23 protein-coding genes are annotated in these 25,930 nt (G+C 48.0%); 3 read left to right on the plus strand and 20 right to left on the minus strand.

Annotated features, from left to right (window positions below):
• Positions 1–103: 103 nt before the first annotated feature.
• The 4 genes from V8Q34_RS13780 to V8Q34_RS13795 all read right to left on the minus strand — a co-directional run bounded on the left by V8Q34_RS13780 (position 104) and on the right by V8Q34_RS13795 (position 4,721).
• Positions 104–1,576: a sulfatase gene (locus tag V8Q34_RS13780; protein WP_033139854.1), complete on the minus strand. Its 1,473-nt coding sequence runs from the start codon at positions 1,574–1,576 to the stop codon at positions 104–106.
• Between the two features lie 12 nt (positions 1,577–1,588).
• Entirely contained in the window at positions 1,589–2,455 is an 867-nt protein-coding gene (locus tag V8Q34_RS13785) for a carbohydrate ABC transporter permease (protein ID WP_033139855.1), read from the minus strand.
• 14 nt (positions 2,456–2,469) lie between these two features.
• Positions 2,470–3,354, minus strand: a complete 885-nt coding sequence (locus tag V8Q34_RS13790; RefSeq protein WP_052099012.1) for a carbohydrate ABC transporter permease — start codon at positions 3,352–3,354, stop codon at positions 2,470–2,472.
• A 71-nt stretch (positions 3,355–3,425) separates the two neighbouring features.
• Positions 3,426–4,721, minus strand: coding sequence for an ABC transporter substrate-binding protein (locus V8Q34_RS13795; RefSeq protein ID WP_033139856.1), 1,296 nt, complete (start codon positions 4,719–4,721; stop codon positions 3,426–3,428).
• Between the two features lie 281 nt (positions 4,722–5,002).
• Between V8Q34_RS13795 and V8Q34_RS13800 the strand changes: the two genes are divergently transcribed.
• Positions 5,003–6,787 (plus strand): sensor histidine kinase, encoded by a 1,785-nt coding sequence (locus tag V8Q34_RS13800; protein ID WP_335835697.1) that lies wholly within the window; start codon positions 5,003–5,005, stop codon positions 6,785–6,787.
• A gap of 40 nt (positions 6,788–6,827) precedes the next feature.
• On the plus strand, positions 6,828–8,366 hold the full coding sequence (locus V8Q34_RS13805; protein WP_335835698.1) for a response regulator: 1,539 nt from the start codon (positions 6,828–6,830) through the stop codon (positions 8,364–8,366).
• 30 nt (positions 8,367–8,396) lie between these two features.
• On the opposite strand, the gene hcp is transcribed toward V8Q34_RS13805, so the two are convergent.
• The gene (gene hcp / locus V8Q34_RS13810; RefSeq protein WP_335835699.1) at positions 8,397–9,989 is read right to left on the minus strand and encodes a hydroxylamine reductase; all 1,593 of its coding nucleotides are present in this window, start codon (positions 9,987–9,989) and stop codon (positions 8,397–8,399) included.
• 70 nt (positions 9,990–10,059) lie between these two features.
• Complete coding sequence (locus V8Q34_RS13815; RefSeq protein WP_335835700.1) at positions 10,060–10,605, minus strand: ATP-binding protein; 546 nt, start codon at positions 10,603–10,605, stop codon at positions 10,060–10,062.
• Between the two features lie 101 nt (positions 10,606–10,706).
• Here V8Q34_RS13815 and V8Q34_RS13820 point away from each other — a divergent pair, with 101 nt between their 5' ends.
• Positions 10,707–11,369 (plus strand): Crp/Fnr family transcriptional regulator, encoded by a 663-nt coding sequence (locus tag V8Q34_RS13820; protein ID WP_033139859.1) that lies wholly within the window; start codon positions 10,707–10,709, stop codon positions 11,367–11,369.
• Between the two features lie 104 nt (positions 11,370–11,473).
• On the opposite strand, the gene V8Q34_RS13825 is transcribed toward V8Q34_RS13820, so the two are convergent.
• The 14 genes from V8Q34_RS13825 to V8Q34_RS13890 form a co-directional block, all read right to left on the minus strand.
• Positions 11,474–12,568 carry a KamA family radical SAM protein gene (locus V8Q34_RS13825; RefSeq protein WP_298076531.1) on the minus strand — a complete coding sequence of 365 codons (1,095 nt, stop codon included), beginning with the start codon at positions 12,566–12,568 and terminating at the stop codon, positions 11,474–11,476.
• A gap of 257 nt (positions 12,569–12,825) precedes the next feature.
• On the minus strand, positions 12,826–13,464 hold the full coding sequence (locus V8Q34_RS13830) for a GNAT family N-acetyltransferase (protein WP_335835701.1): 639 nt from the start codon (positions 13,462–13,464) through the stop codon (positions 12,826–12,828).
• 186 nt (positions 13,465–13,650) lie between these two features.
• A complete protein-coding gene (locus V8Q34_RS13835) occupies positions 13,651–14,412 on the minus strand; it encodes a MerR family transcriptional regulator (protein WP_033139861.1) in 762 nt (253 codons plus the stop codon).
• Positions 14,413–14,474: 62 nt separating this feature from the next.
• Entirely contained in the window at positions 14,475–15,809 is a 1,335-nt protein-coding gene (locus tag V8Q34_RS13840; protein ID WP_033139862.1) for an MFS transporter, read from the minus strand.
• A complete protein-coding gene (locus tag V8Q34_RS13845; RefSeq protein WP_335835702.1) occupies positions 15,806–17,758 on the minus strand; it encodes a putative bifunctional diguanylate cyclase/phosphodiesterase in 1,953 nt (650 codons plus the stop codon). Before V8Q34_RS13845 ends, V8Q34_RS13840 begins: the two co-directional genes overlap by 4 nt.
• 146 nt (positions 17,759–17,904) lie before the next feature.
• The gene (gene fba / locus V8Q34_RS13850) at positions 17,905–18,840 is read right to left on the minus strand and encodes a class II fructose-1,6-bisphosphate aldolase (RefSeq protein WP_335835703.1); all 936 of its coding nucleotides are present in this window, start codon (positions 18,838–18,840) and stop codon (positions 17,905–17,907) included.
• Between the two features lie 18 nt (positions 18,841–18,858).
• A complete protein-coding gene (locus tag V8Q34_RS13855) occupies positions 18,859–20,085 on the minus strand; it encodes a 6-phosphofructokinase (protein WP_335835704.1) in 1,227 nt (408 codons plus the stop codon).
• A gap of 36 nt (positions 20,086–20,121) precedes the next feature.
• Positions 20,122–20,559 carry a ribose 5-phosphate isomerase B gene (gene rpiB, locus V8Q34_RS13860; protein ID WP_335835705.1) on the minus strand — a complete coding sequence of 146 codons (438 nt, stop codon included), beginning with the start codon at positions 20,557–20,559 and terminating at the stop codon, positions 20,122–20,124.
• Positions 20,560–20,704: 145 nt separating this feature from the next.
• Positions 20,705–21,433, minus strand: coding sequence for a FadR/GntR family transcriptional regulator (locus tag V8Q34_RS13865; protein WP_033139866.1), 729 nt, complete (start codon positions 21,431–21,433; stop codon positions 20,705–20,707).
• A gap of 103 nt (positions 21,434–21,536) precedes the next feature.
• The gene (locus tag V8Q34_RS13870) at positions 21,537–22,295 is read right to left on the minus strand and encodes an SDR family NAD(P)-dependent oxidoreductase (RefSeq protein WP_227209767.1); all 759 of its coding nucleotides are present in this window, start codon (positions 22,293–22,295) and stop codon (positions 21,537–21,539) included.
• 31 nt (positions 22,296–22,326) lie between these two features.
• Entirely contained in the window at positions 22,327–23,262 is a 936-nt protein-coding gene (locus tag V8Q34_RS13875) for a transketolase family protein (protein WP_335835706.1), read from the minus strand.
• A 19-nt stretch (positions 23,263–23,281) separates the two neighbouring features.
• Positions 23,282–24,139, minus strand: coding sequence for a transketolase (locus V8Q34_RS13880; RefSeq protein ID WP_103732612.1), 858 nt, complete (start codon positions 24,137–24,139; stop codon positions 23,282–23,284).
• 15 nt (positions 24,140–24,154) lie between these two features.
• Positions 24,155–25,438 carry a TRAP transporter large permease gene (locus V8Q34_RS13885; RefSeq protein ID WP_054351468.1) on the minus strand — a complete coding sequence of 428 codons (1,284 nt, stop codon included), beginning with the start codon at positions 25,436–25,438 and terminating at the stop codon, positions 24,155–24,157.
• The gene (locus tag V8Q34_RS13890) at positions 25,438–25,917 is read right to left on the minus strand and encodes a TRAP transporter small permease (protein ID WP_033139871.1); all 480 of its coding nucleotides are present in this window, start codon (positions 25,915–25,917) and stop codon (positions 25,438–25,440) included. Before V8Q34_RS13890 ends, V8Q34_RS13885 begins: the two co-directional genes overlap by 1 nt.
• Between the last annotated feature and the right edge of the window lie 13 nt (positions 25,918–25,930).

Below are 25,930 nucleotides of genomic sequence, written 5' to 3' on the forward strand. Positions count from 1 at the left end.
AGTCTGTGCACATGCCTTTTTGCTGTAAAATTTTATAACCGGATAGCAGCCTAGCTTTTGTTAGGATGATTCTATCATATTCTCACAAAAATGTGTGATTTTTTTATAGGGAGTCCACCCCTAAACGGATATACTGCTCCTGCGGTGCCTCAGCCTCCTTCATTCCTCTCACCAATTTTTTGCACATTATCATCTCCAGTTTTTCATCCTTCAAAGGATGCATTTGATAGTAGTCCTCCTCCTGGTCAAATAGCTGCGATTCTGAAACAAATGCGATATCTCCCGAATAATCCTCCGGTTTCTTGATTGGTATCTTATAGACCGGATATCTTGTATATGAGAGATATCTCCCCATCTCAATCTCTTCCGCATACTCCTCCCCAAAATAACGCCATACCGTACTTGGAATTCCGCAATACTGGTGAAGAGGCTGGTTCTCCAAGCTCTTAGGTGCCCGGAAATATACATATTTTCCGTCACAGACGTTTACCGCACGTCCGAACCATCCATATATCACCTGTTCTCTGGCTTCTGCTCTGCCATCCATAGTTTTTACCAGGGAAATGCCTTTTACCCGTTCAGGTATCCTGCAGTTGTGATGTTCTAAAATTGTTGGCATCAAGTCTATATTCTGTGTCAGCTGTGTCACCCTTTTCCCCCTGTTCTCTTTTCCGGGCCTCTTCATCATCAGAGGAATATGGGCCATCTCATTATAAGCATGCATAAAATTTTTTCCTGTAAATCCGTGTTCCCCAAGCATATGCCCATGGTCCGTGGTGAGTATGATCAGAGTATCTTCATACAGGCCATTTTTCTTCAGAGAGTCTATGAATCTGCCAAACCATCTGTCCGTCATGGTAAGTGTAGCAAGGTAACATTTTTCAAGATGCGCTACAGCATCAGGCGGTTCTGTAACCGGCGCATAGGAAGACCAGTTAAACTCCCTGCCCTCATAAGTATCGTGGTACATCCTGAGATATTCTTCCGGACAGTCAAAAGGTTCATGTGGGTCAAAGCTTTCCACCATCAAAAAGAAGTCATCACACCCCCTGTTGTCCTCCGCCCAATCACAAGCTGACCGGAAAGTCTTGGGTGTAGGAAATTCTTCCTCTGTCAGGAAACGACTCCGGTTCAACAGATACTGCGGCGATTTCCTCCCATATCCCTCCGGGTCCACCCACGGCTGCCTGACACTGGATACCCAGGCATCAAACTCCTGACCTCTGTGATAGTCCCATGTGTTGAACAGATCACAATAATTTTCTCCCCCTATCTCAAAATAGTGAGTATGGTCTGTTGTAATATGTGTGTAGACACCATTCTCCCTGAGGACCTGGGGAAGCGTGATATCAAAAGGTTCAATACCTCCCCATCCTCTCTCCAAAAACTGCATTCTGCCTGTAAAAATATCACGCCTTGCCGGCATACACGGTGCGGAACCGATATAATGGCTGTCATATATCACGCAGTCTCGGGAGAATCTGTCTATATTCGGTGTGATTCCCACCGCATTTTCATCGTAAGTCTTCAGATACCGCCTGTTCAGTGTATCCATCAAAACAAGAACTGTCCTCAAATCCTTTTCCTCCTATCCTTTGATTCCTGTGGTCACGATGCCCTCCACAAAATATTTCTGCATAAAGATATAGAGCACCAGAAGCGGCAGCATGATGAGTGTCGTAGCTGCCATCAGATAATTCCACTGGGTCACAAATTCCTCCTTGAACACGCTGAGCGCAAGCTGGACTGTCCACATATCCTTTTTAGCTGTTATGATCAGCGGCCATGTATATTCATTCCATGTACTCGTGGTCTTAAAAACGATCAATGTGGCAAATATCGCCTTGCTGAGTGGAATATAGACTCTGACAAAAGTACCGAATCTGGTCAGTCCGTCTATCTTTGCCGCTTCATCGAGCGCCTTTGGAAAATTGAGGAAAAACTGACGGAACAGGAACACACCGAAAGCCCCAGCAATATACGGGGCGACCACTCCCGCATATGTATTGATGAGTCCTGTTCCTCCCTGCCCCAGGATATTGTTGCCGCCTGCCAGCGGAAAGTATTTCATAGCTACAAAATTCGGAAGCATTGTAACCTGCTGCGGAATCATCATTCCCACAAGTGCCAGCATAAAAAGCATATCCCTGCCCTTAAAATTTAATCTGGCAAAAGCATAACCCGCCATAGAATTGATGACAAGGCTGATGCCCGTTGCCACTACAGTGACAAAAAACGTGTTATAGAAGAATCTTCCCCAATCTGACGACTTCATGGCGTCTGCATAATTGGAGAACAGCCATTTCTCGGGCAGCAGACGGAATACCGGAGCTGCAATCTCCGAGGAGGTCTTCAGGGAAGTAAAAAACATGATCAAAAACGGCAGCATGATGACTGCACAGAAAAATACCATCAGCAGGAGCAGCAGCCCCTGTCTCACTCTACTTTTTTTCATTTACCACCCTCCTGTCAAATATCCAGATCCTGGCCCTGGTTGCCGTATTTAAAATTCAGTATTGTGAATACAAACACGATCAGCAGTAAAAATACCGCCTCAGCAGCTCCATAACCCATCTTATATTCTGTAAATGCCCTTGTATAAATCTGATGCACAATTGTCGTCGTTGAGTTCATAGGGCCTCCTGATGTCATTACATTCACCTGCTCAAATACATTAAAGGCACTGATCACTCCTGTGATCATTATAAAAAAGGTCACAGGTTTCAGCATCGGCAGTGTGATATGCTTAAAACACTGAATGGCATTGGCCCCATCTATCTTGGCAGCTTCATATAAATACGCCGGGATATTATTCAGCCCTGCCAGGAATAAGGTCATGTAATAACCAATCCCCTTCCAGATGCCCATGACGATCACAGCACCGAGAGCCAGCTTTTCGTCATACAGCCACTGCTGTGCCGAAATTCCCAGCATCTCTGTCAGTACATTGATGACTCCGTGGGTCGGGTCATACATCCACAGCCAGACCATGGACATAGCCACCATGGATGTCACATATGGCATATATATGATCCCTCTGAAGAACTTTGTCCCCCACAGCGCCGCACTTCTCAGCGCAAGTGCCAGCAGAAGCCCCAGTACCATGGTAAAAAACACAGTAAACACCACATATATCAGCGTATTCTTCACTGAAATCCAAAATAAACTGTCTGATATCATAGTCACATAATTCTCCACCCCCACAAAAGAGATGGATTTAAGATTAAAATCCGTAAAACTAAGCCCGATATTCACCAAAATCGGAAACAGCACGAACATCACAAAAAATATATAATAAGGTGCAATGAACACATATCCGCAGCGGTCATCACCAATCCTCTTTGTCCTCCTCATAATCCGTCCTCCCAGCCAAAAAAGCGTAAAAATAGACTGCGGACAAGCATCCGCAGCCCGTTTCACATGATTTATTTTGATATCTCTTTCGTAAGCAGATCATTTGCGTCATTGAGTGCTTCCTGTGCTGTCTTCTTTCCGTTGATGACTTCCTCATATGCCACAGATACGTATTTGTTCAGCTCGCTTACCCACGGTACCGTTGCCTTTCCCTTTCCGTTCTCCACATAATTCAAAATAGCGCTCTTCAGCTCCTTATCACCGGATTCCATATATTTGTCCTCCAGGGATTTCTTGACAATAGGAGTATTGAATGTCTCGGTCCTGTCCCACACTACATCATTTGACATCATATGCTCCATAAATAGCCATGCCTCATCTTTATGCTTGGAACTTCCGCTCATGGCTATGAGCTGATATCCGCAGAAACAGACGCCGTCACCGGAATTCTCATCCTTTTTCAGAATCGGCAGGTATCCCAGTTCCGCGTCAGGATAATTTGCACGGAATGCCTGGATATTGGCAGTGGAGAGATTACTGATCGCTGCGTTTCCGTTTACAAAAGGATGCTCCTCCCCTTTCTGCTGGTCGTGTGGTATAGAGATGTTCATCTGAGCCATTTCCCCAAGGAAATTCAGAGCTTCCACAGCCGCCTCATCTGTAAATGCCGGCTCCCCCTTTTCCTCATCCACCACCTTGGAGCCTGCGGTACGCATATAAGGTTCTGTGAATACAAGAGAACTGTCTATGGATGGGATGTCCAGCCCCGCGAATACAACCTTATCCCCTTCGCGTTTTGTCAGCTTTTCCGCAGTGTCCTTCAGTTCTGCCCAGGTTGACGGCGGATCTTCCGGGTCCAGACCTGCCTCCTTAAAGACATCTTTGCGGTAAGTATAGATCTGCGGATTCGGCAGCACACCCAGTGCCACCTGAGTCCCCTGGTATTTCCCCATCTCGTATGCACTGTCGAACAAATCCTCTTTTTCTTTCCATTTTTCTATATATGGCTCTAACGGCTCAAAGTCTCCAAGAGACCCTCTTGATCCCACCTCCGCCAGGACCACTGCTATCACGTCAGGATAGGTGTCACTGAGCGTCGCTGCATTCAGCTTTGTCTCCTGGTCTGAAATAGTGGTAGACATCCCCGTGGCCTCCACCTTGATATCCGGATATTTTTCGTTAAAAGATTCCACACAACGCTGGGCAAATTCTGTGCTCAGCTGGTCTGTACCCTGATACCAATACTGCAGTGTAACCTGTTCTTTCTCATCTCCCGTCTTTTCCTCCTGGCTCTGTCCGCACGAGCTCAGAAGTCCGGATACGACGATTGCTGCCATAGCAACGCTTATTGTTCTTTTTCCTTTCATAACTTACGCTCCTTTTCATCAACTTGATGATAATATCTTACCAGATGTGATACGGGAATCACGTGAATTTTTTCGGCAGATTTATTCTTATTTTTTGATTGTGCCGTTTTTTCCTACGCAGAAACAACTGTTTCGGTAAAATCTTCAGGTTCATTTATAATTTTTTTGGTTTTGTGCATTTTACACAATTTAACAGCTATTTTCATTTGATTTTCGTATATTTATATTATATAATGAATTCGGTTCCTGAAAAGTCGTATTTTGTCGAAAGGGGGAGAAAAATGAAAAACAGCCGCCGGATTTCTTCACAAATTCTATGTATTGTAATCATTGCTTTTCTTCTCTTCTTTCTGTTCACCACCTCCATCATTTCCTATCAATACCGGAAGAATACGTCTGAACTGATCACGCTTTCAAGCCAGCATTCTGTCCAGCAGCTGAATGAGGGTTTTAATACCTTTTATCAGCAGCTCATATATATCATGGTACAGCTCTCTTCCGACAGCACGATAAAATCCTATCTCGAGGAGACACCGGAAGATACTTTCTGTTACTATCAAATGCAGAGATATGTCAATACCTATCTGCAGAGTTATAACGGTTTCTTCAGCTATTCCAATGTAAATATCATCCTATACGGAAAAAACAACTGTACTTACACTACATATAATGAAACCGTGGCCCTGGAGGATACTGGTATTATGGATGAAGATTTCATGCAGAAGGTACAGAAGAATCCTAAAAGAATGGGAATAGACTACTATCACAGGGGCATCACCAGAGAGACCCGGGATAAGTATTATACGTTTACCGCCTGCTCCCTTTTTGATCCGTATTCCCAGTCTCCCTATGGATATATCCTGATTGCCATTGATGAATCCTGTTTTTCCAGCTTATATTTCAATCTAAGGCAGGATGACAACCGCTTTTCTGTGATGACGCATGACGGACTGATCCTGTCCGACTCCGACCCCAGACAGATTGGAAGGACGGACAGAGAACTCCTTGACATCTCCGGTTCAAAAACAGCCAGCATTGCAGTGGATTATCAAGACAAGAAATACATTCCTGTCTCCGCTGAAAATGCTTTTTTCGATGTCAGGATCGTGCAGCTCACAGACTATTCCACTATAACATCAAAAGTATTTTCCAACACCTTGATCGTTGTCTGCATTACAGGACTGATTCTGGCTGCGGCACTGCTCTTTTTAGTCTTTGCCGTGCGGCGTATCACCCGGCCCATACAGAATCTGACAATGGCCATGTACAACATTGACTGGGACAGAGCCTCAAAACGACCTGCTGCTGTAAACTGCGGCGGATGTCTGGAAGCGGAACAGCTTGGTGCCGCATTTGACAAGATGTTCCTGGAACTGGACACATATCTGGATAATCTGGCCCGGGAACAGAACGCCAGAAGACTGGCGGAACAGAATGCCCTCCAGAGCCAGATCAATCCTCACTTCATTTATAACACTCTGGCCTCCATAAAGTATCTGTCAGCAGCCGGCCGCAGCCAGGATGTCATAAGCGGTATCACTGCCCTCATAGATATTCTCAGAAAAACCATTGGAGATACCAGAGAGACGATACCGCTGGAGGAGGAATGTGCCCTGTTGGAGAGCTACTTCAAGATACAGCAGCTCCGATACGGAAACGGCATACGGCTGATGCTTCAGATATCTGAAGACTGCCGTAACTTCCTGGTCCCCAAATTATTCCTGCAGCCCCTGGCCGAAAATGCTATTTTCCACGGATTCACCGATAATAATCCGCTGGGGGATATCAGTATCTATGCAGCCAAGATGGAGGACACACTGATCATAGAGGTCATCGATAACGGACAGGGTATCCCCTCCCATATCCTTGCTACCATACTATCCGATGATGCAGCCCTAATCCGTAATAAAGGGTTCACAGGCATCGGTGTAAAGAATGTAAATGACAGAATAAAACTGATTTACGGCGCTGCCTATGGCCTGCATATCGCCAGCCTGGAAGGCTATGGCACACAGATTACTATAAAACTGCCTCTGATTGAACCCGGTACAACCCACTGTATATAAACTGCCGTTTGGTCACTGCTTTAAAGGGAGGAAACTGGAAATGGAACAGCATCTGACTAAAATATTGATCATCGACGATGAACTGCTATTGAGAAATGGAATTAAATACCTTTGCAACTGGGAAGAAAATGGATTTACCATCGCCGGCGAAGCCTCCAACGGTCTGGAGGCCCTGCACATGATAGAGGAAATACAGCCAGACATCATTTTGACAGATATCATCATGTCTGTCATGGACGGAATTGAATTCACAAAGAAGCTGAAAGAACAATATCCATGGATACATATTATCGTTCTGAGCAGCTACGATGACTTCGAGTATGTGAAATCCCTGTTTAAACTCGGAGTTGCCGACTATCTTTTAAAACCTGCTCTCGATAAGGATGAACTGCTTGCCCTTATGAACAGGCTCAGGTCCGCCTCACCCGGTATCAGAAGCCATGCATCTGCCGCCCAGACATTAAAAGAACTGCTCCATGGCGGTACTCTGTGCTGTCTTGATGCCCTGCAGCGTTTCCGTGATGCGCATACGGATTTCCTGGAAACAGAACCCTATCTTCTTCTAACCGGAAAAATCCTGAGCGATATCTCTTTCTACACTTTGGAAAAAAAGATAGCCCCTGAAATTGCCGGACAGTTTGCCCCTCATTCCCACGCTTTCTGTATTTCCGACGAGGGGTATCTCTGCATCCTTTTGCAGACAGTTCCGGAAAACAAAGACCTGGTGCCCGCTCTGTCAACTGCACTCGTGACAATGCTTGAACGGAAGACAGGCAGAAAAATGATTTTTACCCTGTCCGAACCGTACAATGACCTGTCCTGCACACTCACCAGATATAAGGATTGTATCAGGCTTTTGGAATACAGCTTTTATTTTCCGGAAAGAGAATTACTATACCCTGAGGATATAAAGGCTTCTGCACTTCCATTCCCTCAACAGGAGTATCAGAAAAATCTTGATCCCCTGTATCTCCCCGGGGTCCGCCACCTGCTCAGACAATATGTACGCCGTACTGTAGAAAGCCCCTCCACAGAGGTATTTGTATTTAAAAAACAGATTGAAAGTGCTCTATACTCTCTGATTCTGGCGCTGACTATGGCCGGTTTTGACACTTCCGGCATTAATATGGAAAAAGTGAAATATTTCAAGATGATAGACAAAGCCCCTGACTATGCTGTCCTTGACAAGATACTGGATGACTTCTTCCTGCTTGTGAACAATCTGGTGCAGCGTGAAACTGCCAGACGTGACCTTGACCTTTTTTATCAGATCAAAAGTTATATAGCTGATAACTGCAATCAGGACCTGAAGCTGTCTGATATCGCCCAGGCATTTCATCTGAACTATACCTATCTGTCCACCCTGTTCTATCAGAAGACCAACGAGCATTTTTCGGATTATTTGAACAAGGTGCGTATAGAAAAAGCCAGGCACTTGCTGCAGACACAAAAATTGTCCATCGCTCAGGTCAGCGAACAGGCGGGTTTCATAAATCAGGGATATTTTTCTAAGATTTTCAAAAAATATACAGAAATGTCACCAAGAGAATATCAGAAAATATACCAGCGGGGCAAATGAATGCTCCGCTGGCCCTTATCTGCAGCAAGACTATCCTAAAATCTTCTTCAGATCTTCCTCCGGCGTACTAACAGGCGAAATCTGAAAATTCTCCACCAGATAATTTAACACATTCTCAGAAACAAAAGCAGGCAATGTCGGCCCCAGATAGATATTCTTGATTCCCAGGTGCAGAAGTGTCAGCAGAATGCTCACGGCCTTCTGTTCATACCAGGAGAGCACCAGAGTCAGAGGCAGTTCGTTGACGCTGCAGTGAAAAGCTTCTGCAAGGGCGACTGCCACCTTGATAGCGCCGAATGCGTCGTTGCACTGGCCCATATCCATAAGTCTTGGCAGACCGCCAATCTCACCCAGGTCCAGATCATTAAAACGGTATTTTCCGCATGCCAGTGTGAGGATAATGGAATCCTTCGGCGCCTTCTGTACAAACTCTGTATAGTAATTCCTTCCTGTTCTGGCGCCGTCACATCCTCCTACCAGGAAGAAATGGCTGATCTGTCCTGCTTTGACAGCCTCCACAACCTGACCTGCAGCACTTAAAATGGTATCGTGTCCGAAACCTGTAGTCAGTGTGCTGCCCCCGTTGATGCCTGTGAACGTTTTCTCCTCTGTAAAACCGCCCAGCGCAGCAGCCTTCTCAATGACCGGTGTAAAGTCCCGGTCCTCGCCTATATGCACCATACCCGGATAGCTGACAACACCTGTGGTAAATACCCGGTCCCTGTAGCTATCCTTAGGCGGCATAATGCAGTTGGTGGTAAAAAGCACCGGGGCCGGAAGTCCGGCAAACTCTTTCTGCTGGTTCTGCCATGCAGTGCCGAAGTTTCCTTTCAGATGCGCATATTTTCTAAGCTCCGGATAAGCATGGGCAGGAAGCATCTCTCCATGTGTATAAATGTTGACGCCTTTACCCTCTGTCTGCTCAAGAAGCAGTTTCAGATCCCTCAGGTCATGACCTGAAATGACGATAAACGGGCCTTTCTCCACTTTCATCTCCACTTTAGCCGGAGCGGGAATTCCGTAAGTCTCTGTGTTTGCCCTGTCAAGCAGCTCCATGCATCGGAAATTCACTGCGCCTGCCTCCATAACAAGAGGGAGCAGATTGTCCATATCCCTGTCCTCCCCGATGGCAGCCATCCCCTTGTAGAAAAATGCATTTACCTGTTCATCCGTATAACCCAGTACCATAGCGTGATAAGCATAAGCCGCTGTTCCTCTGAGTCCGAAAAGCAGGAGAGATTTCAGGGAACGGATATCCTCCTGGTCTTTCCAGAGCATCTCCATGGGATAGTCTGATGTGCGGCCGCAGGGTTCCTGGCAGGAATTACAGCCGGGTACATATTTTTCCTTCTCCTGATGCACGGAAGCAATCTGTTTTTTCAGGGATTCATCATCAAAATTAACATTTGTAAGGGTTGCAAAAAGTCCTTCCATCATCAGACGGTCTGTCTCCGGTTCTGCCTTATCCTCTCCCACGGCATGTGCAAGTCCAATCAGGGCGCCTGTCAGCTCGTCCTGAAGCTTTGCAGTGGTATCCTGCTTGCCGCACACTCCTCTGTTTCCTTTACATCCGCTGCATCCTGCAGTCTGCTCACACTGAAAACAAAACATTTTTTCTTCCATAATTGATTTCCTCTCTTTTCTTAACTTTTTTATTTGTACAGCACTTTTTCCATTCAATACCGCATAACTGCTATATCAAATCTCCCTGTGTCGTTACCGTTACCACCTGAAATGGTATTTCCTTTTCTGATCTTGAAAGGGCATTTTTCACTGCGCGCTCGATTCCGCCGCAGCATGGAACCTCCATACGCACCACTGTTACACTTTTTATATCATTTATCCCCAGGATCTCCCCCAGTTGTTCGGAGTAATCCACACTGTCCAGCTTCGGGCACCCGATCAGAACCACTCTGTCTTTCATAAACTCCCGGTGGAATCCCGCATAGGCATAAGCCGTACAGTCAGCCGCGATCAGCAGGTCGGCCCCTTTAAAAAAGGACGCTGCCGGAGATACCAGTTTTATCTGTACGGGCCAGGGGCGGGAGCCGCTCTCCTCAAAGGCTATGGCCCCTGTGGGACATACCGGAAGGCAATCTCCGATGCCGTCGCATAATTCTTTTTTCAAAAGCTTTGCCTTGCCGTTCACCATACCGATGGCACCCTCATGACAGGCACTTGCGCACAGCCCGCAGCCGTTGCATTTGCTCTCATCTATCTGAACCAGTTTTCTTGCCATTGCAATTCCTCCTCTGTTCTTGTCTTTTCATGGATAATATACTATAATTAAAAAAATCATTCTGTTGTAGGTACAACAAATAAGAAAGGATTCTAACATTTATGAGTGAATTTCCCGTAAAAGAATTAAAACACTCCCCATTATTCAGAGGAATCACTGAGGATGAACTCACCGCCATGCTGGACTGCCTGTCGGGAAGTATCCGCCAATATAAAAAGGACGCCTCCATCTTCCGGTGGGGTGACCGAATCTCACAGATTGGACTTATCCTGAAAGGTAATGTACACATAGTCAGGGAAAGCTACTGGGGAAAGGAATCTCTTCTGGCCAGACTCGGCCCGGGGGACCTGTTCGGTGAAACCTATGCCTGTGTTCCTCAGGCAACCTTTGACGGGACAGCGCTTGCCGCTGCTGATACGGAGATCCTGTTTCTGGATCTGAAGCGCGTGCTGACCACCTGTTCCTCTGCATGCCGCTTTCATACCAAACTTATTCAGAATCTGCTGGGCGTTCTGGCGGAAAAAAATCTGCATTTCTCCCGGAAAATAGACTGCCTGACGCCGCACACCATCCGTGCCAAACTGCTGGAGTATTTTTCCCAGCAGATGAGGCTTCAGAGCTCCAAAAAATTTACCATTCCCTTTAACAGACAGCAGCTCGCTGACTATCTGTCCGTTGACAGAAGCTCCATGACCGTTGAATTATATAAAATGAAGGATGAGGGGCTGATCGACTTTGATAAAAATAATTTTACGGTCTGCTGAGATTCCCTTTTGCGGCACAGGTACAAAAAAACTGCCATAAAATGAAAAATAAACTTTCACATTTTATGGCAGCTTTACTGCTGTACATTTCCGTTTTTTCTTTTTTAATCCAGCCAGCACTGTCCCTCACCGATTTTGCTGGTGAAGATACGTCCTCTGTCCTTCTCGTACTTTGCCTGATGATACTTGAACAGCATATTGCCGTCCCCTGTCTCACCCAGAATCTCAATCTTGCCCGTCACATGGGAAAGGACATAACGGAAGCATTTTCCCTGGCCGCTCTGCATCTGTTTTGCATCTTCCACTACACGGTAAGCTTCATGGAGAGGTACCTGGAACTGGCTGTGTACGCCTGTTACCGGCCTGCACTGGAATACGTAGTAGGGAATAATCCCCATGGCTGTAGTTTCCTGCAGAAGTTTTCCCAGAACCTCCGGCCTGTCATTCACCCCTTTTAACAGCACGGTCTGGTTTTTCACCACGATCCCCGCACGCATCAGTGTATGTACTGCTTCCCTGGCCTCAGAGGTCAGTTCATTGGGATGATTGAACTGGGTCACAACGTAGATCTGTATTTTCTTTCCATACTCTGTCAGCATGTCCACCAGTTCAGGGTCTGTTGTGATCCTTTGGGGAAGCACTACCGGTGTCCTGCTGCCGAAGCGGAGCAGGTTCAGATGTTCAATCCCTGAAAACTCCTCCAGATACTTTCTGATGGTCCCATTGCTGTTGAGGAATGCATCACCGCCGGACACAAGTACATTGTTGATCTCCTTGTGCTCCCGCACATACTGTGCCATATCACTGATATACTCCGCGATTTCATCCCCTGACAGGCCCACAAGACGCTTGCGGAAACAGTGGCGGCAGTACATGGCGCACTGGTTTGTGGAGAGTATCAGCACTGTGGCATCGTACTTATGCTGCATTCCTGTCATGACAGTGTTGTCGTGTTCACCGCTGGTATCCATTTCACCCCCTGCTTTCAGCTCCGCGTCCGCCGGGATGCAGAGTTTCCTCACAGGGTCCTCCGGGTCATTTTCATCCACCAGAGACAGGTAATAAGGATTCACAAACATGGGAAACATATCCTGAATCTTACAAAGCGCAGGGAGTTCCTCCTCCGTTATATGCAGGCGTCCTGCAAGCTCCCTGACATCATCGTATCCGTTATCCAATAACTCTTTCCAATCTGTCATAATCATGTCTCCCCTTTCATCTTCCTGACAGCCGAATGCTGCCTTTTATCACATTGTAAACACTGTATAAAAGTATTGTACTAAATTTCTTAAAAGATTTCATCTATTTTCCTTTAATTTTTATGCAATATTTACAAAATGTTTATATTTTCCTGCATGATTATGGCAAAAGTACCGTTTTTCAACGGCCTGTTACGCCCGCCGGACCATGATTCCTCCCCCGTAAATGTCCCGCGCCCGATAAACTGAAAGCCGGCCTAAAAGTTATATTCATATAAATACATCTCCAGTCGGAACCTCTGTCCGCCCGGGCTTACCAGCAGTTCTCGGCAGTCCAGGCGCTCAAATTCCTGACTTTCATAGAATTTATAGTTACAGGTATTATCCGTATAGACATAAATGCTCTCCGCGCTTTTTGCCCGGAAGTAGCCTCTTAACTGTCCCCACAGTTCTTTTCCCACACCGCAGCCCCTGACGGCCTTTGACACGGCAAAGAACACCACCTCACCGTCAAATTTCTTTCCGCAGCTCTCCAGCATATCCCTGTCCGTTTTCTCAAATCCCCGGAACTGCTTTGCCACTTTCCTTCCGTCTCCGGCCATCATCAGCCTCAGGCCGCTGAAAAAACTGCTTATATGCATTCCCGGATTCATTTTCCTGTCCTTCCCGTATTGTCCCACAATGATTCCCACGACCCTGTCCCTGCAGACTGCCACCCTGGCATAGGTTTTCTGTGCCAAACAGCCCCGCAGATATACCTTTGCCATCTGTTTTGCCGTGGACGGCCTGTCGCAGATACTGTCATAGTTCCATGTGTCCCTGATAATCTTCTCGATATAGGGATAATCCTTTCTCTCCAGATCCCTGTATGTTACATTCAGCTTTCTCTGTTTCATCTTTCCACCTCATTAAGTGCCGCACCCGTTTTTTCCGGTACCCGGCTTTTTTGCTGTTATATGACATTCTAAATGATACAGCTACTGTAAGGTCAAGAAAAAAACTATGAAAAATGCATGAACGTAACGTAAAAAGGCATGGAACCCGGCTGTACCGCCGGGCCCATACCCTTATCCCACTTTCTCTCAGGAACAGTAAATGTTCAGCGCATCTCTGAGAAATTCCGCCGCTCCGTCCTGAACCTTGTCGTAATATGCCTTAAACCTCTCATCCGCGGCGTACATCTCACCCATCTCTCTGTGGGCCTCCCTGGAATACGCGCCGTCTCCCCAGAACATGCAGAGCCACTGTCTGTGCAGATCGCAGGCCTTCTGCGCAGTCTCTCCTGCGGGACTGCCGTCCTCCATGGCTGCCTTCAGGGTTTCCAGAATCTCCTTACTCAGCTCCTCCTGTCTGTTCCACTCTTCCCGGCTCATACCTGCAAGCCTTTCGTTGGATGCATCAACAGCATCCTCCCCATAGGCCTTCCGCACCTCCCTGCCGTATTTTTCTTCATTTTCCTTTATCAGATCACGTTTAAATCCTTCAAATTTTTCTTCGTCACTCATCATCGCTCTTCCTTTCATAGAATCCAGAGTCTTCTTTACATTTGATATGAGAATCTCTGTCTGCCTTTTTTTCTGCAGAAGGGCTGTAAGATGGTCCTCCAGAGCCTTTTCCCTGTCAAATCCGGGATTTTTTATGATCTCCCTGATTTCCTCCAGCGGCAGGCCCAGCTCCCGGTAGAACAGAATCTGCTGCAGCAGATCCACCTGCATCTGCCCGTAGATGCGGTAGCCGTTTGGATTTACCCGTTCGGGCCTGAGTAATCCAATCTCGTCGTAATACCTGAGCGTACGCTTGCTGACTCCGGATATCTGTGCCAGCCGGTTCACTGTATATTCCATCTTTCCACCTCCTTCACCTGAAAGGATAAGGGTTTACGCAGCGTAAATGTCAATACTTTTTTTCAGGAAATTTTATTTCTTCTGTTTTCCAGAGCGTTTACCATGGTTCCATGCTTCTTATCCAGGTCAAAGAACAGGGCTGCCAGTATCCCCAGGCCGGAGAGGAGCACGGGGATCCAGAAAACATTTCCCTTGATGGCTGCCAGCGCTCCTGCTGACTGCACACCGCCCGCCGCATAACCTCCCGCCCCCAAAACAATGGAAGAGATAATGGGCGCAAAGGCGATTCCCAGCTTATTGGTGCACATCATCACAGATGTCATGATTCCCTGGGGACGTTCCCCTGTCAGGTACTCCACCTCATCCATGGTGTCAGAGCACGCAGAGTACAGCGGCCCTGTACAGAGATTGGAGGCCACGCCGCAGAGGAAGTTAAACACGACCTGTCCCGCTACATTGCTGCCGGAAGCAGCCATGCCCAGTATGGAAAGTATCATACCCAGACTTCCAAGCACCATGCATTTCCGGTTTCCCACCCGGTCCAGCACCTGTCCGATGAACGGCGAGCTGACCAGCATGGAAATAGGTGACATGGCAAGAAGCAGGGTTGCCAGGTCTTCATTTTCCAGCACATATCTGGCATAGTAGACGATTCCGGAAGTCCGCAGCGTAAGCGCGCAGGTGATGAGAAGTGCGACCACACACAGAGCCATCCAGGAACGGCTTCTGACCGCATAGCGCAGCTCGTCCGTAATCTTCACCTTGTCACTCTGCACGGCAATCCTCTCCCGGCATTGTACAGTACAGTTCATAAGAAACACTGCACTGATCACCGCAAATACAAGTCCCGTAAAAATATACCCTTTTCTGCCGCCCCCCAGAAACGCTACAAGGGGAAGGGTACAGGCATTGGATATCATGGTTCCCACCCCGATCCCCATAAGCTTGTAATTATTGATGCTTCTCCTCTGCTTCACATTTCCGGTCATCATGGACAGAAGTGTCCCGTAAGCCGTGTTGTTCACCGCATACAGCACACAGAATGTCAGATAGGTAAAAAAAGCGAACGCCGTCTTTCCCGCTGCCGATACATCCGGTACCGCGAACATCAGAAAGAAAAACAGCATGAGCGGTATGGTCGTTGCATACAGAAAAGGCTTTGTCCTGCCCAGCCGCGAGTGTACTTTGTCAATCGCCACGCCGGTAGCGAGATTGGCAAATGCCTCTATGATTCTGGCCGCACCCAGAATAAGCCCCACTGCAGCCACAGAGATGCCCACTGTGTCTGTGTAATAATAGGACAGGTACGCCGATGTAACCCCAAAAGTAACGCAGTTGGCAACATCGCCGCCGCCGAAACTCAGCTTCTCCATTGTTGTAAGCTGTCTCATTGTCATGGTTGAATCCCCCGTATCATTTCCTGTTTTGCCTGCGCATTCCTGATAAAAGCAAAGGCCTCCTCCTCCGGAAGCGGTTTTGCAAAATAAAAACCCTGGATGTAATCAATCCCGCAGCTTTTTACAAACGCCTCCTGCTGGGCATTCTCCACTCCCTCCGCAAGAACCTGGAGCCCCATCTCGTGAAAAACAGTTGACAGGCTCTTAACCATGGCTGCCGTCTCCTTTTTCTCCATGGCAGACCAGACAAGGCTCTTGTCCAGCTTGACGGTATCCAGGGGAGTGTTCATCACGGATACGATGTTGGAGTAACCTGTTCCGAAATCATCCAGCTCGATCAGAATGCCCCTCTGCTGCATTTCCAGGGCGAACTCTTCTACTGTCTCCGCATTGTCGGCAAGTATGCTCTCGGTTATCTCAATCTTGATCTTGGAAAAAGGTGTATGGTTTGCCTCAATGATCCCCTCCACCTTTTCCGCCAGCCCAATCTGGGAAAACTGCTGTCCGGAAAAGTTCACATGCACTCCGTCAAACTCAATGCCGTTCTCAGACAGCCGGTTCACAAATTTGCATACCTTATCAAGTATCTGGTAGGTGATCTCCACGATCATCCCTGTCTCCTCCGCAACAGGAATAAACTCATTGGGAAAGAGAGGGCCAAGGGGGGAATCCGGTATGCGCAGCAGAGACTCTGCAACCGTATATTTACCTGTGGCTGTGGAAATGATAGGCTGATAATAGACAGAAAAGCTGTTGTTCTTCAGGTTCTCCTCCAGTATCTCCACTATTTTCCGGCGCCTTCTCAAGGAGGCAAGCATCTCGTGGCCGCAGTAATAGACATTCGTGTCAGATGCCGCCTTTGCCATGGAGACAGCGTATTCAATCCCGCTGATCAAATCCTCCGCTGTGTTGGCGCATTCCGGATATCCCACAACACCGATGACCGCCGGAATGACACAACTGTTTTCCCCTGATATCCAGGGCTGCTGCATTCTCTGCTCCAGTTTCTTCACATTATAACTCATACTGGCATCAAACGGCCCATAAGACAAAATGACAAACTCATCGCCGCCGAAACGGTACAGACAGTGAGGTTCTGAAATGCTTTTAAGGTAAGATGCAATCTCCTGCAGAAACAGGTCCCCGTTATGCTGCCCATAGGTATCATTGATCCGCTTAAATCCTCTTAAGGAGAGGACCGTGATATTAAAATATTTGGACTTTCTGATCAGCAGCTCTATCATTTTAAGGAACTCCTGCCGGTTGGGCAGCCCCGTGAGATAGTCTACGGAATTTTGTTTGTTCTGGAGATAGAGATAAATGATCAGCAGCGCGCAGGTCGCCGCCGAGCCGGAGAGGATCACAGTGGGATAAAGCTGCTGTACAATGATGACCAGCAGCGCGATCATGGGAAATATGACAAGTATCCTTCTGATCGCCGGTTCCATATATTTTCTCCATATCACAACCACCGCCATGGCTGCCACACCATACAGATAAAAGATAATATATGTAACGGATATCAGAGGTCCCCGTGTATATGTGCCGTCGGAGCAGATGCTGAATAATACATTTGAAAACAGATTCATGATCACCAGCAGGAAATACACTGTCCCGGGCAGAGATGTCCATATAATGATCTTCATGGTATTTCCTTTATTTTCAAACACAGCAGCCAGAGTGTAGAAAAAATAAGCCATGCCCATGAGAGGGGTGGCAACAAAATAAACCGTTGTGACCAGCCAGGTCAGAAAACAGGGGAATTTCTCAGGATAGGCGATCATGACTGTTGACGCAATGTTGAAGGACATGGCGCAAAAAGTCACAAAAAAGCAGAACTGAAACAGACGGTTCCTGAGTGAAGGAACCAGATTACTTTTCCTTGAATAAAACCAGATGATGATAAGGTTGATTTCGGAAATACACTCCGCCACTATATTCCAATGCATAACTTTTCCTCGATTATGTGCGACTTATAAAGTTATTTTATAATTATTCCTTTACTTAATCAACCTATAAATAAAAAATCGTACACGGAAACAAACCGATGGTTCCGGCTGAGATCCGTCTAAACCATCGGTTTGTTTCGTTCAGGTCAGGCCTTGTGGTCACTGCCCAGAACATTCACTATCTTATGTGCCACCAGTTCTTTGACATTGGCTCTTCCGGCTTTCAGATATTCCCTTGGGTCAAAGGCTGAGGGCTTCTGCACCAGTACCTGCCGGACGCCTGCTGTCATGGCAAGGCGCAGATCTGAATCAATGTTTATCTTGCACACAGCGGATTTTGCAGCACGACGAAGCATATCCTCCGGGATCCCTATGGCGTCAGCAAGTTCTCCTCCGTTTTCCTGTATGATCTTCACATACTCCCGGGACACACTGGAGGCTCCGTGGAGGACAATGGGAAAATCGGGAAGGCGTTTTGTGATCTCCTCCAATATATCAAACCGAAGCTGGGGTTTCTGGCCCGGCTTGAACTTGAAGGCGCCGTGGCTGGTGCCTATGGCGATGGCCAGGGAGTCCACGCCTGTGCGCTCCACGAACTCCTGCACCTCATCGGGATGCGTGTACATGGCGTCAGAGGCGTCCACTTTTACATCGTCCTCCACACCTGCCAGTTTTCCCAGTTCCCCCTCTACCACTACACCTTTTTCGTGGGCATATTCCACTACCTGTCTGGTGATCTCCACATTCTTTTCAAAATTGTACTGTGAGCCATCGATCATGACGGATGTAAAACCGCCGTCGATACAAGCCTTACAGGTTGAAAAATCCGGGCCGTGGTCCAGATGGAGGGCCATGGGGATATCATTTTCTATGAGGGCAGCCTCCACCAGTTTCACAAGATAGGTGTGGTTGGCGTATGCCCTTGCGCCTTTGGACACCTGGAGGATGACCGGAGACTTCAGCTCTCCTGCCGCCTCTGTGATACCCTGTACGATCTCCATATTATTTACATTGAAGGCTCCGATGGCATAGCCGCCCTCATAAGCTTTCTGAAACATATCCTTTGTTGTCACTAATCCCATGATAAACTTCTCCTTCTCCTATTTTCTGCAGACAAACAGCGGCAGGCCGTCCTCATCCATGGGGACCTGCACGTTTCCTTTTACAAGCGGTTTTGCATATGTCAAAAATTCCTCTCCCAAATCTGTCCCGTCACCTGTGATCCAGGACAGGGGAACCGTTTTTTCCCGGTTGCAGATATGATCCACATCCTCCAGACCACAGGACAGGCTGTAGGGTGCATCGCTTTTTCTGATGAAGGAAATCATTTTGCCTGTTTCCCCCTCAAGAGCTGCCTGCACACCGTATCTGCCTGCCATGACAGCCTCCTGCTGGTCCGCGGCTGACAGCATGGAGACAGAGCAGCGCTGGCTTACATTTAATTCCACGGAGCGGGCTTTCACACCCAGTCTTCCCCGCACCAGACGCTCCAGGTATTTCCCGCAGCCTGCCAGCATCTTGTGGCCAAAGCTGTCCAGTCCGGCCTCGCTGTCGTATTCGCATACAAATACACCGTCTTTGTCACGGATTCCCTCTGAGACGCACACGACCACCGCATTGTTCACGGAAAAGCACTCCTCCACCTTTTTCAGGAACGCCTCCTGGTCAAAGGGCACCTCCGGCAGATATACGAGCAGAGGGTTGTCTCCCCTGAATTTCCTTGCCAGCACCCCTGCGGCTGTCAGCCAGCCTGCATGACGGCCCATGATCTCCACGATCGTGACGGACCTGGTGTCATATACGCCTGCGTCAACGCAGATTTCCCGCACTGTGGATGCCACATATCTGGCAGCGCTGCCAAAACCCGGCGTATGGTCTGTGAGGACAAGGTCATTGTCAATGGTCTTCGGTTCCCCAAGCACTACAATACTGCTGCCCATCTTTCTCCCGTACCGTGACAGCTTGCTCACGGTATCCATGGAATCATTTCCGCCGATATAGAGGAAATATCCGATGCCCATGTCCTCAAACTTTTCAAACAGTGTCCTGTACACCGGGTCCTCCAGATCCTCCGGCAGCTTATATCTGCAGGAACCAAGATAGGCTCCGGGGGTGGTCAGAAGCCCTTTCAGCTCATCGCCGGGAAGCGCCTCGTCAAGATCCAGGACTTTTCCCTTTAAAAATCCTTCAATTCCGTTCACCATGCCGAAGCATTTTCCTATCTTTTCCGGGTGCAGCCTCGCCTGGGCCGCAGCACCGTATAGGCTGCTGTTGATGACAGCCGTCGGCCCTCCGGACTGGCCGACCAGTATATTCTTTAACTCCATGTTCAAAAATACCTCCGTTTTTCACAGCCTGTCTGTTCAGGCTTTGTCCCCTTCTATCAGATCAATTCTCCTCTGGTGCCGTTCGGCCCCTGAAAATTCCGTGTGGAGGAACGTATCCGCGATCTTCACCGCCAGGCCGGGCCCCACCACTCTGCCGCCCAGGGCCAGGACATTGGCATTGTTGTGCTGCCTGGTGGCCTCCGCGCAGAAACAGTCCGTACACAGGGATGCCCGGATGCCCGGCACCTTATTGGCAGCTATGGAGATTCCGATGCCGGTTCCGCAGATCAGGATTCCTTTCTCACAGGTGCCGCTCTTTATGGCGTCTGTCACTTTTCTGGCATAGACAGGATAGTCCACTGCATCCCTGCCCTCACATCCCAGATCTGTATATTCTATATTTTCATCTTTCAGGTAACGGATGATCTCCAGTTTCAAATCGTATCCGCCATGGTCACATGCGATCGCTATCATGGGCCTCCTCCTTCTCTCATTACATATTAATGTAAAAATACCCCGTCCACTCACCGGATTGCGTTTGCATACAAACATACTCCGGGCAATGAATGGACAGGGCATCAATCAAATGGCTGTAAGCGGAAATTGTTTTGAACGAGGGCTATTTCTCTGTATCCGTAAATGGAATATCAGCAAAATATGTTTTTCTTACAGCCGTATTCAGATTGTCTGTTACTTTGTTTGCCATCATCTCATAGATTTTCTGGTGCGCCTCAAATAATTCCCGGCCTCTTCCAGTCTTGATCATTGTCTCCACTGTCTTCATCCTCATGGAATATGTCAGCACCCGCACCACCTGGTTGATCTTATTCACCAGGGGATTCTTTCCCATATCTGATATGGTATTATGGAATTCATTGTCAGCCAGGAAAGCATTCTCTACGTTCTCCGGCCCTTTTTCTATCTCTTTCTCCATGCGGTTCAGCTTCTCTTTCAGTATATGTAAATCGGCCTCCTGAATCTTCTGCATGGCGAGCTGCATCACACCAACTTCTATCAGTTCACGCAGTTCCATAAGATTTTCATATGAATCCTCTTTGTCTAAAATAATACCGTAAATCATAGGGTCTATCATGCTCTCAGAAAATCCCTCACAGACAAAGGTTCCCTCTGCCCGCCTGATTTCAAGCACTCCCAGATATACCAGGATCTTAATGGCCTCCCGGATGGAATTTCTTCCCACACCCATGCTCTCAGCCAGTTCCGCCTCTGTGGGAATCTTATCCCCGGGGCGCAGTTCCCTGTTGAGCATGGCCTCCGTCAGCGCATTGATCACCTGCTGCACTACCGATTCACTGTTTACTTTCTTTAAATAACTGATGTTCTGCATTCTACTCACCCCTTTATCGGTTTATCCTACAACCAACATACTACCATAAAAATCAGATTTTGTCTATTACAGCCGGATAAAATAAGGGGGTGTCTGCATTTGGTTAATCCATATGGGAACCGCCGTTGATGTCGATCTCTTCGCCTGTAATATAGGACGCTTCTCTGGATGCCAGGAATACAATGGCATTTGCCACTTCCTGTGTCTCACCGGGGCGGCCCATGGGGATTCCGTCAATGATCTTATCTGCATCTTCTTTGGGAAGTGATTTCCAGATCTCTGTGTTGATCAGTCCCGGGCAGACACTGTTCACGGTGATGCCTTCTGCAGAGATCTCTCTGGAAAGGTTTTTGGAAAATGCAAGTACAGCCGCTTTGGATGCTGAGTAGTGTGCTCCGCCGAATACGCCGCCGCCTCTTTTGGCAGATACAGAGGACAGGTTAACGATCCTTCCGTATTTCTGGTCACGCATTACCTTCATGCACTTCTGTGTGCAGAGGAACAGGCCGAACATGTTGACTTCAAAAATCTTTCTCATATCTGCCAGTGTCATGTCCGCAACCGTCACCTTCTGGGAAATACCTGCGTTGTTTACCAGCACGTCGATTCTGCCATAGGCGTCCATGATGTCATCCACCATTTTCTGTACGGATGCTTCATCTGTGACATTTACGGTCACTCCCATAGCCTCTCCGCCCTCTGCCCTGATCTCATTTACGGTGTCCTGTACACCGGCCTCATTCATATCCGCGATCACTACGGCTGCTTTCTGTTTTGCAAAGGTTTTTGCAATGGTCCTGCCGATTCCTTTCGGTGAGCCGCTTCCTGTTACGATTACTACCTGTCCGTCAAAATCAAACATTTTCTTATCCTCCTGATAATTCTTCTCATACTTATTTCACTAATTCTTTTGCTGTCTCCACAATATTTTCCACTGTGATTCCGTTCATTTCCAGCAGTCTCTCATAAGGAGCAGACTGTCCGAACTGATCCCGGATACCGATGCGTTTTACCATGCATCTGCCTGTCTCTGCTGCCACTTCGCTGACTGCACTGCCCAGGCCGTTCATGATGTTGTGGTCTTCCACTGTGATGATCTTACCGGTCTCATTTACACACTCCATAACCGCATCTGTGTCCAGAGGTTTGATGGTGTGCATATCCAGCAGTTTCACGGATACACCCTGTGCCTCTAACTGCTCTGCCGCTTTCAATGCGATGGAAACAGTATCGCCGTTGGCAATGATAGAAATATTTTTTCCTTCTTTTAATTTGTTGGCTTTTCCAATCTCAAACTCCACGTCTTCCGGGTAGATGACCGGGATCGCGTCCCTTGTAAAACGCAGATACACAGGCCCTTCATATTCTGCCGCTGCTTTTACCAGTTTTTTTGCTGCATGATAATCTGCAGGCATGAGCACGGTCATGTTGGGTATGGTGCGCAGAACACCCATGTCCTCAATGCTCTGATGGCTTGCGCCATCATTGGCAGGGGTAACGCCGCCATGGGAGCAGGCGATCTTCACATTCAGTTTCGGGTAACAGATTTCCTGGCGGATCATCTCGCACATCCTCAGGGAACCGAATACCGCGTAGGTCACTACAAACGGGACTTTTCCGCAGGTCGCAAGACCTGCCGCAACACCGGCTGCGTTCTGCTCCGCTATGCCCACATTCAGATACTGCTTGGGAAGCTGTTTGCGGAACTCTCCTGTCTTGCAGGATTTGCCTATATCTACGTCCACTACATATATATCATTGTCCAGTTTGCCCAGCTTTACAATCTCTTCACCAAAGCCATCTCTGGTCGCTTTCTTTACTTCGCTCATATTCTTATCCTCCATCCGCTTATGCTGATTTTCTGACTTCCAGTTTTTTAAGCTGCGCGTCCAGCTCCTTCATTGCCTGCGCATACTGCTCATCATTTGGTGCCACTCCGTGCCATCCGCACTGGTTCTCCATAAAGGAAACGCCTTTTCCTTTTACTGTGTTGGCAAAGATGCATTTTGGTTTTCCGTTCTTTCTCATGCGGATTCTGTCCAGAGTGTCCACGATCTGCTTCATATCGTGTCCGTCAATCTCATAGGTATCGAATCCGAATGCCTTGAATTTATCACCCAGGTTGATGTTTGGCATGACTTCATCTGTGGTGCCGTCAAGCTGCAGATTATTGTTGTCTACGAATACTACCAGGTTATCCAGCTCGTATTTGTGCGCAGTCTGGGCTGCCTCCCAGATTTCACCTTCCTGGCATTCGCCGTCACCCACGACTACGAATACGCGGTAGTCCCTGTTGTCCTTTTTCGCTGCGATTCCCATTCCTACGCCGCAGGCAAGTCCCTGGCCGAGAGAACCTGTGGAGATATCAATGCCGGGACATTTTTTCATATCCGGATGGCCCTGCAGAATGGAACCTTCCTGGCGGAGGGTGCCAAGCACGGATTCATCGAAGAATCCAAGCGTTGCCAGAGCCGCATACTGTACAGGGCATACATGGCCTTTTGACAATACAAAGCGGTCTCTGTCTTCCCATTTCGGGTTCTTCGGGTCCAGATTCATCTCCCTGAAATACAGGGCTGTCACAAAGTCAGCAGCGGAGAGGGAGCCGCCGGGATGTCCGGATTTTGCTTTGTGGATCATGGTGATCACCTTTTTCCTCAGTTCAATACTCTGTCTCTCCAGTTCTTCAACACTTACATTTTTCATATTCCTCGCTCCTTTTTATAAGAATAATAATGAGATTTTAGGTATATAGGTTACTAACAGCAGTACGATCAATGCCGCTATGATCAGTGATACAACTGCTTTTGATATCTGCTTCAGATTTACATTTCCCACACCGCAGGCCACATAGAGGTTTACACCTACCGGAGGTGTGAAAAGTCCGATTGCCAGGTTGACGATCATCACAACGCCCAGGTGGATCAGATTCACGCCCAGCGCCTGTGCCACCGGTACGAACAGCGGGGTAAAGATATATAACGCTGAGGTCGAATCCAGGAAGCATCCTGCGATCAACAGGATAATATTTACTATAATAAAGAAAACAATTACATTTCCGCCTGTGGCATTCTGAAGTGCGGAACTGATTGCCACGTCGAGTCTTGCCCTTGTGAGCACATAGGCAAACAGGCTGGCTGCCGCTGTGATGAACATAACGGTGGCTGTTGTGGATGTGGTATCAAGAAGCAGGGCATAGAATTCTTTCAGCCTTATTTTCTTGTAAATAAAGATTCCTACAAACAGACCGTATACCACAGATACCGCCGCGGCCTCTGTGGGGGTAAAGATACCGCCGTAGATACCGCCCAGGATGATGACCGGCATCATGAGTCCCCAGAAAGCATCCTTGAATGCCAGCCAGCGCTCTTTCCTGCTGGCCTTCGGCAGTGTCTTCAGATCGGATTTTCTTCCTACCAGAAGCGCCACTACCATGAGTGCGAATCCCATCAGGAGACCCGGTACCAGTCCTGCGATAAACAGGTCCCCGATGGATGTATCGGCGATGGAGCCATATACCACAAAGGTTATGGAGGGAGGAATGATGACCCCTATGGCTCCGGCCGCTGCCATTAACGCTGCGGAAAACGCAGGTTTATAGCCTGATTTGATCATGGCCGGCACGATGATAACTCCCAGTGCCGCCACGGTTGCCGGGCCTGAACCGGAAATTGCCGCGAAGAAGCAGGCAACGATGACACATACAATGGCAAGTCCGCCTCTGATATGTCCTACACAGGCCTCGGCCAGTTTGATGAGTTTCTCAGATATTCCCGCTTTCTCCATGATGTTTCCTGCCAGGATGAAGAAAGGAATTGCCAGTAATACGAATTTGCTGGTTGACGCCGACACGATCATGGGAAGACTGCTCATTACCGTGTCAAGCGGTCTTCCTGCCCCCTGGGCAATCATAGCTACCACGCTGGAGGTACCGAGGCACACAGCTATGGGCGCTCCCATGAGAAGCAGTACGGCGAAGCTGATAAATAGAATTGCTGCTACCACTATTTGCTTACCTCCTCTTCCGGATTTCTCTTAATCTCTTCTATCAGAACCTGTATAAACCGTATTGTCGCAAAGAATGCACCGATCGGTACAAAGGAACCGAAGATCCATTCCGGCCACTGCATGCCTGCTGTGACCTGTCCCAGAATCCTCTGATTCCTCACCATAAGGATTCCATAGTAGAAAATAGCTCCGGTAAACAAAACTGCCACAAAGTAACCGATGATCTTCAGCACCTTCTCTGCCTTCGGCCCGACCGCGTCGGTCACAATGCTCAGTCCCAGGTGCGCTCTCCGCTTTGCCGCTATGGCTGTACCCAGCATACTCAGCAGTACGAAGAGATATGTGGTGATCTCCTCCGAGAAAGAAAAGGATGCACTGAACAGGTATCTGGCAACCACGTTCGCAAATGTGAGGATCGTCATAACGATCAGGCAGGCCGCCGCCAGTATCTCCTCTATCTTGTCAAATATCCGCATTTTATTTCCTCCC

This window comes from Blautia sp. JLR.GB0024 (genome assembly GCF_037000545.1).
In the GTDB taxonomy this organism is placed as follows: Bacteria; Bacillota; Clostridia; order Lachnospirales; family Lachnospiraceae; genus Blautia; species Blautia celeris.

What these genes read in the sequence shown, in the direction of transcription:
- V8Q34_RS13785 (WP_033139855.1), bottom strand. Translation starts at nt 2,455, where the DNA reads ATGAAAAAAAGTAGAGTGAGACAGGGGCTGCTGCTCCTGCTGATGGTA.
- V8Q34_RS13790 (WP_052099012.1), bottom strand. Translation starts at nt 3,354, where the DNA reads ATGAGGAGGACAAAGAGGATTGGTGATGACCGCTGCGGATATGTGTTC.
- V8Q34_RS13795 (WP_033139856.1), bottom strand. Translation starts at nt 4,721, where the DNA reads ATGAAAGGAAAAAGAACAATAAGCGTTGCTATGGCAGCAATCGTCGTA.
- V8Q34_RS13800 (WP_335835697.1), top strand. Translation starts at nt 5,003, where the DNA reads ATGAAAAACAGCCGCCGGATTTCTTCACAAATTCTATGTATTGTAATC.
- V8Q34_RS13805 (WP_335835698.1), top strand. Translation starts at nt 6,828, where the DNA reads ATGGAACAGCATCTGACTAAAATATTGATCATCGACGATGAACTGCTA.
- hcp (WP_335835699.1), bottom strand. Translation starts at nt 9,989, where the DNA reads ATGGAAGAAAAAATGTTTTGTTTTCAGTGTGAGCAGACTGCAGGATGC.
- V8Q34_RS13815 (WP_335835700.1), bottom strand. Translation starts at nt 10,605, where the DNA reads ATGGCAAGAAAACTGGTTCAGATAGATGAGAGCAAATGCAACGGCTGC.
- V8Q34_RS13820 (WP_033139859.1), top strand. Translation starts at nt 10,707, where the DNA reads ATGAGTGAATTTCCCGTAAAAGAATTAAAACACTCCCCATTATTCAGA.
- V8Q34_RS13825 (WP_298076531.1), bottom strand. Translation starts at nt 12,568, where the DNA reads ATGACAGATTGGAAAGAGTTATTGGATAACGGATACGATGATGTCAGG.
- V8Q34_RS13830 (WP_335835701.1), bottom strand. Translation starts at nt 13,464, where the DNA reads ATGAAACAGAGAAAGCTGAATGTAACATACAGGGATCTGGAGAGAAAG.
- V8Q34_RS13835 (WP_033139861.1), bottom strand. Translation starts at nt 14,412, where the DNA reads ATGGAATATACAGTGAACCGGCTGGCACAGATATCCGGAGTCAGCAAG.
- V8Q34_RS13840 (WP_033139862.1), bottom strand. Translation starts at nt 15,809, where the DNA reads ATGACAATGAGACAGCTTACAACAATGGAGAAGCTGAGTTTCGGCGGC.
- V8Q34_RS13845 (WP_335835702.1), bottom strand. Translation starts at nt 17,758, where the DNA reads ATGCATTGGAATATAGTGGCGGAGTGTATTTCCGAAATCAACCTTATC.
- fba (WP_335835703.1), bottom strand. Translation starts at nt 18,840, where the DNA reads ATGGGATTAGTGACAACAAAGGATATGTTTCAGAAAGCTTATGAGGGC.
- V8Q34_RS13855 (WP_335835704.1), bottom strand. Translation starts at nt 20,085, where the DNA reads ATGGAGTTAAAGAATATACTGGTCGGCCAGTCCGGAGGGCCGACGGCT.
- rpiB (WP_335835705.1), bottom strand. Translation starts at nt 20,559, where the DNA reads ATGATAGCGATCGCATGTGACCATGGCGGATACGATTTGAAACTGGAG.
- V8Q34_RS13865 (WP_033139866.1), bottom strand. Translation starts at nt 21,433, where the DNA reads ATGCAGAACATCAGTTATTTAAAGAAAGTAAACAGTGAATCGGTAGTG.
- V8Q34_RS13870 (WP_227209767.1), bottom strand. Translation starts at nt 22,295, where the DNA reads ATGTTTGATTTTGACGGACAGGTAGTAATCGTAACAGGAAGCGGCTCA.
- V8Q34_RS13875 (WP_335835706.1), bottom strand. Translation starts at nt 23,262, where the DNA reads ATGAGCGAAGTAAAGAAAGCGACCAGAGATGGCTTTGGTGAAGAGATT.
- V8Q34_RS13880 (WP_103732612.1), bottom strand. Translation starts at nt 24,139, where the DNA reads ATGAAAAATGTAAGTGTTGAAGAACTGGAGAGACAGAGTATTGAACTG.
- V8Q34_RS13890 (WP_033139871.1), bottom strand. Translation starts at nt 25,917, where the DNA reads ATGCGGATATTTGACAAGATAGAGGAGATACTGGCGGCGGCCTGCCTG.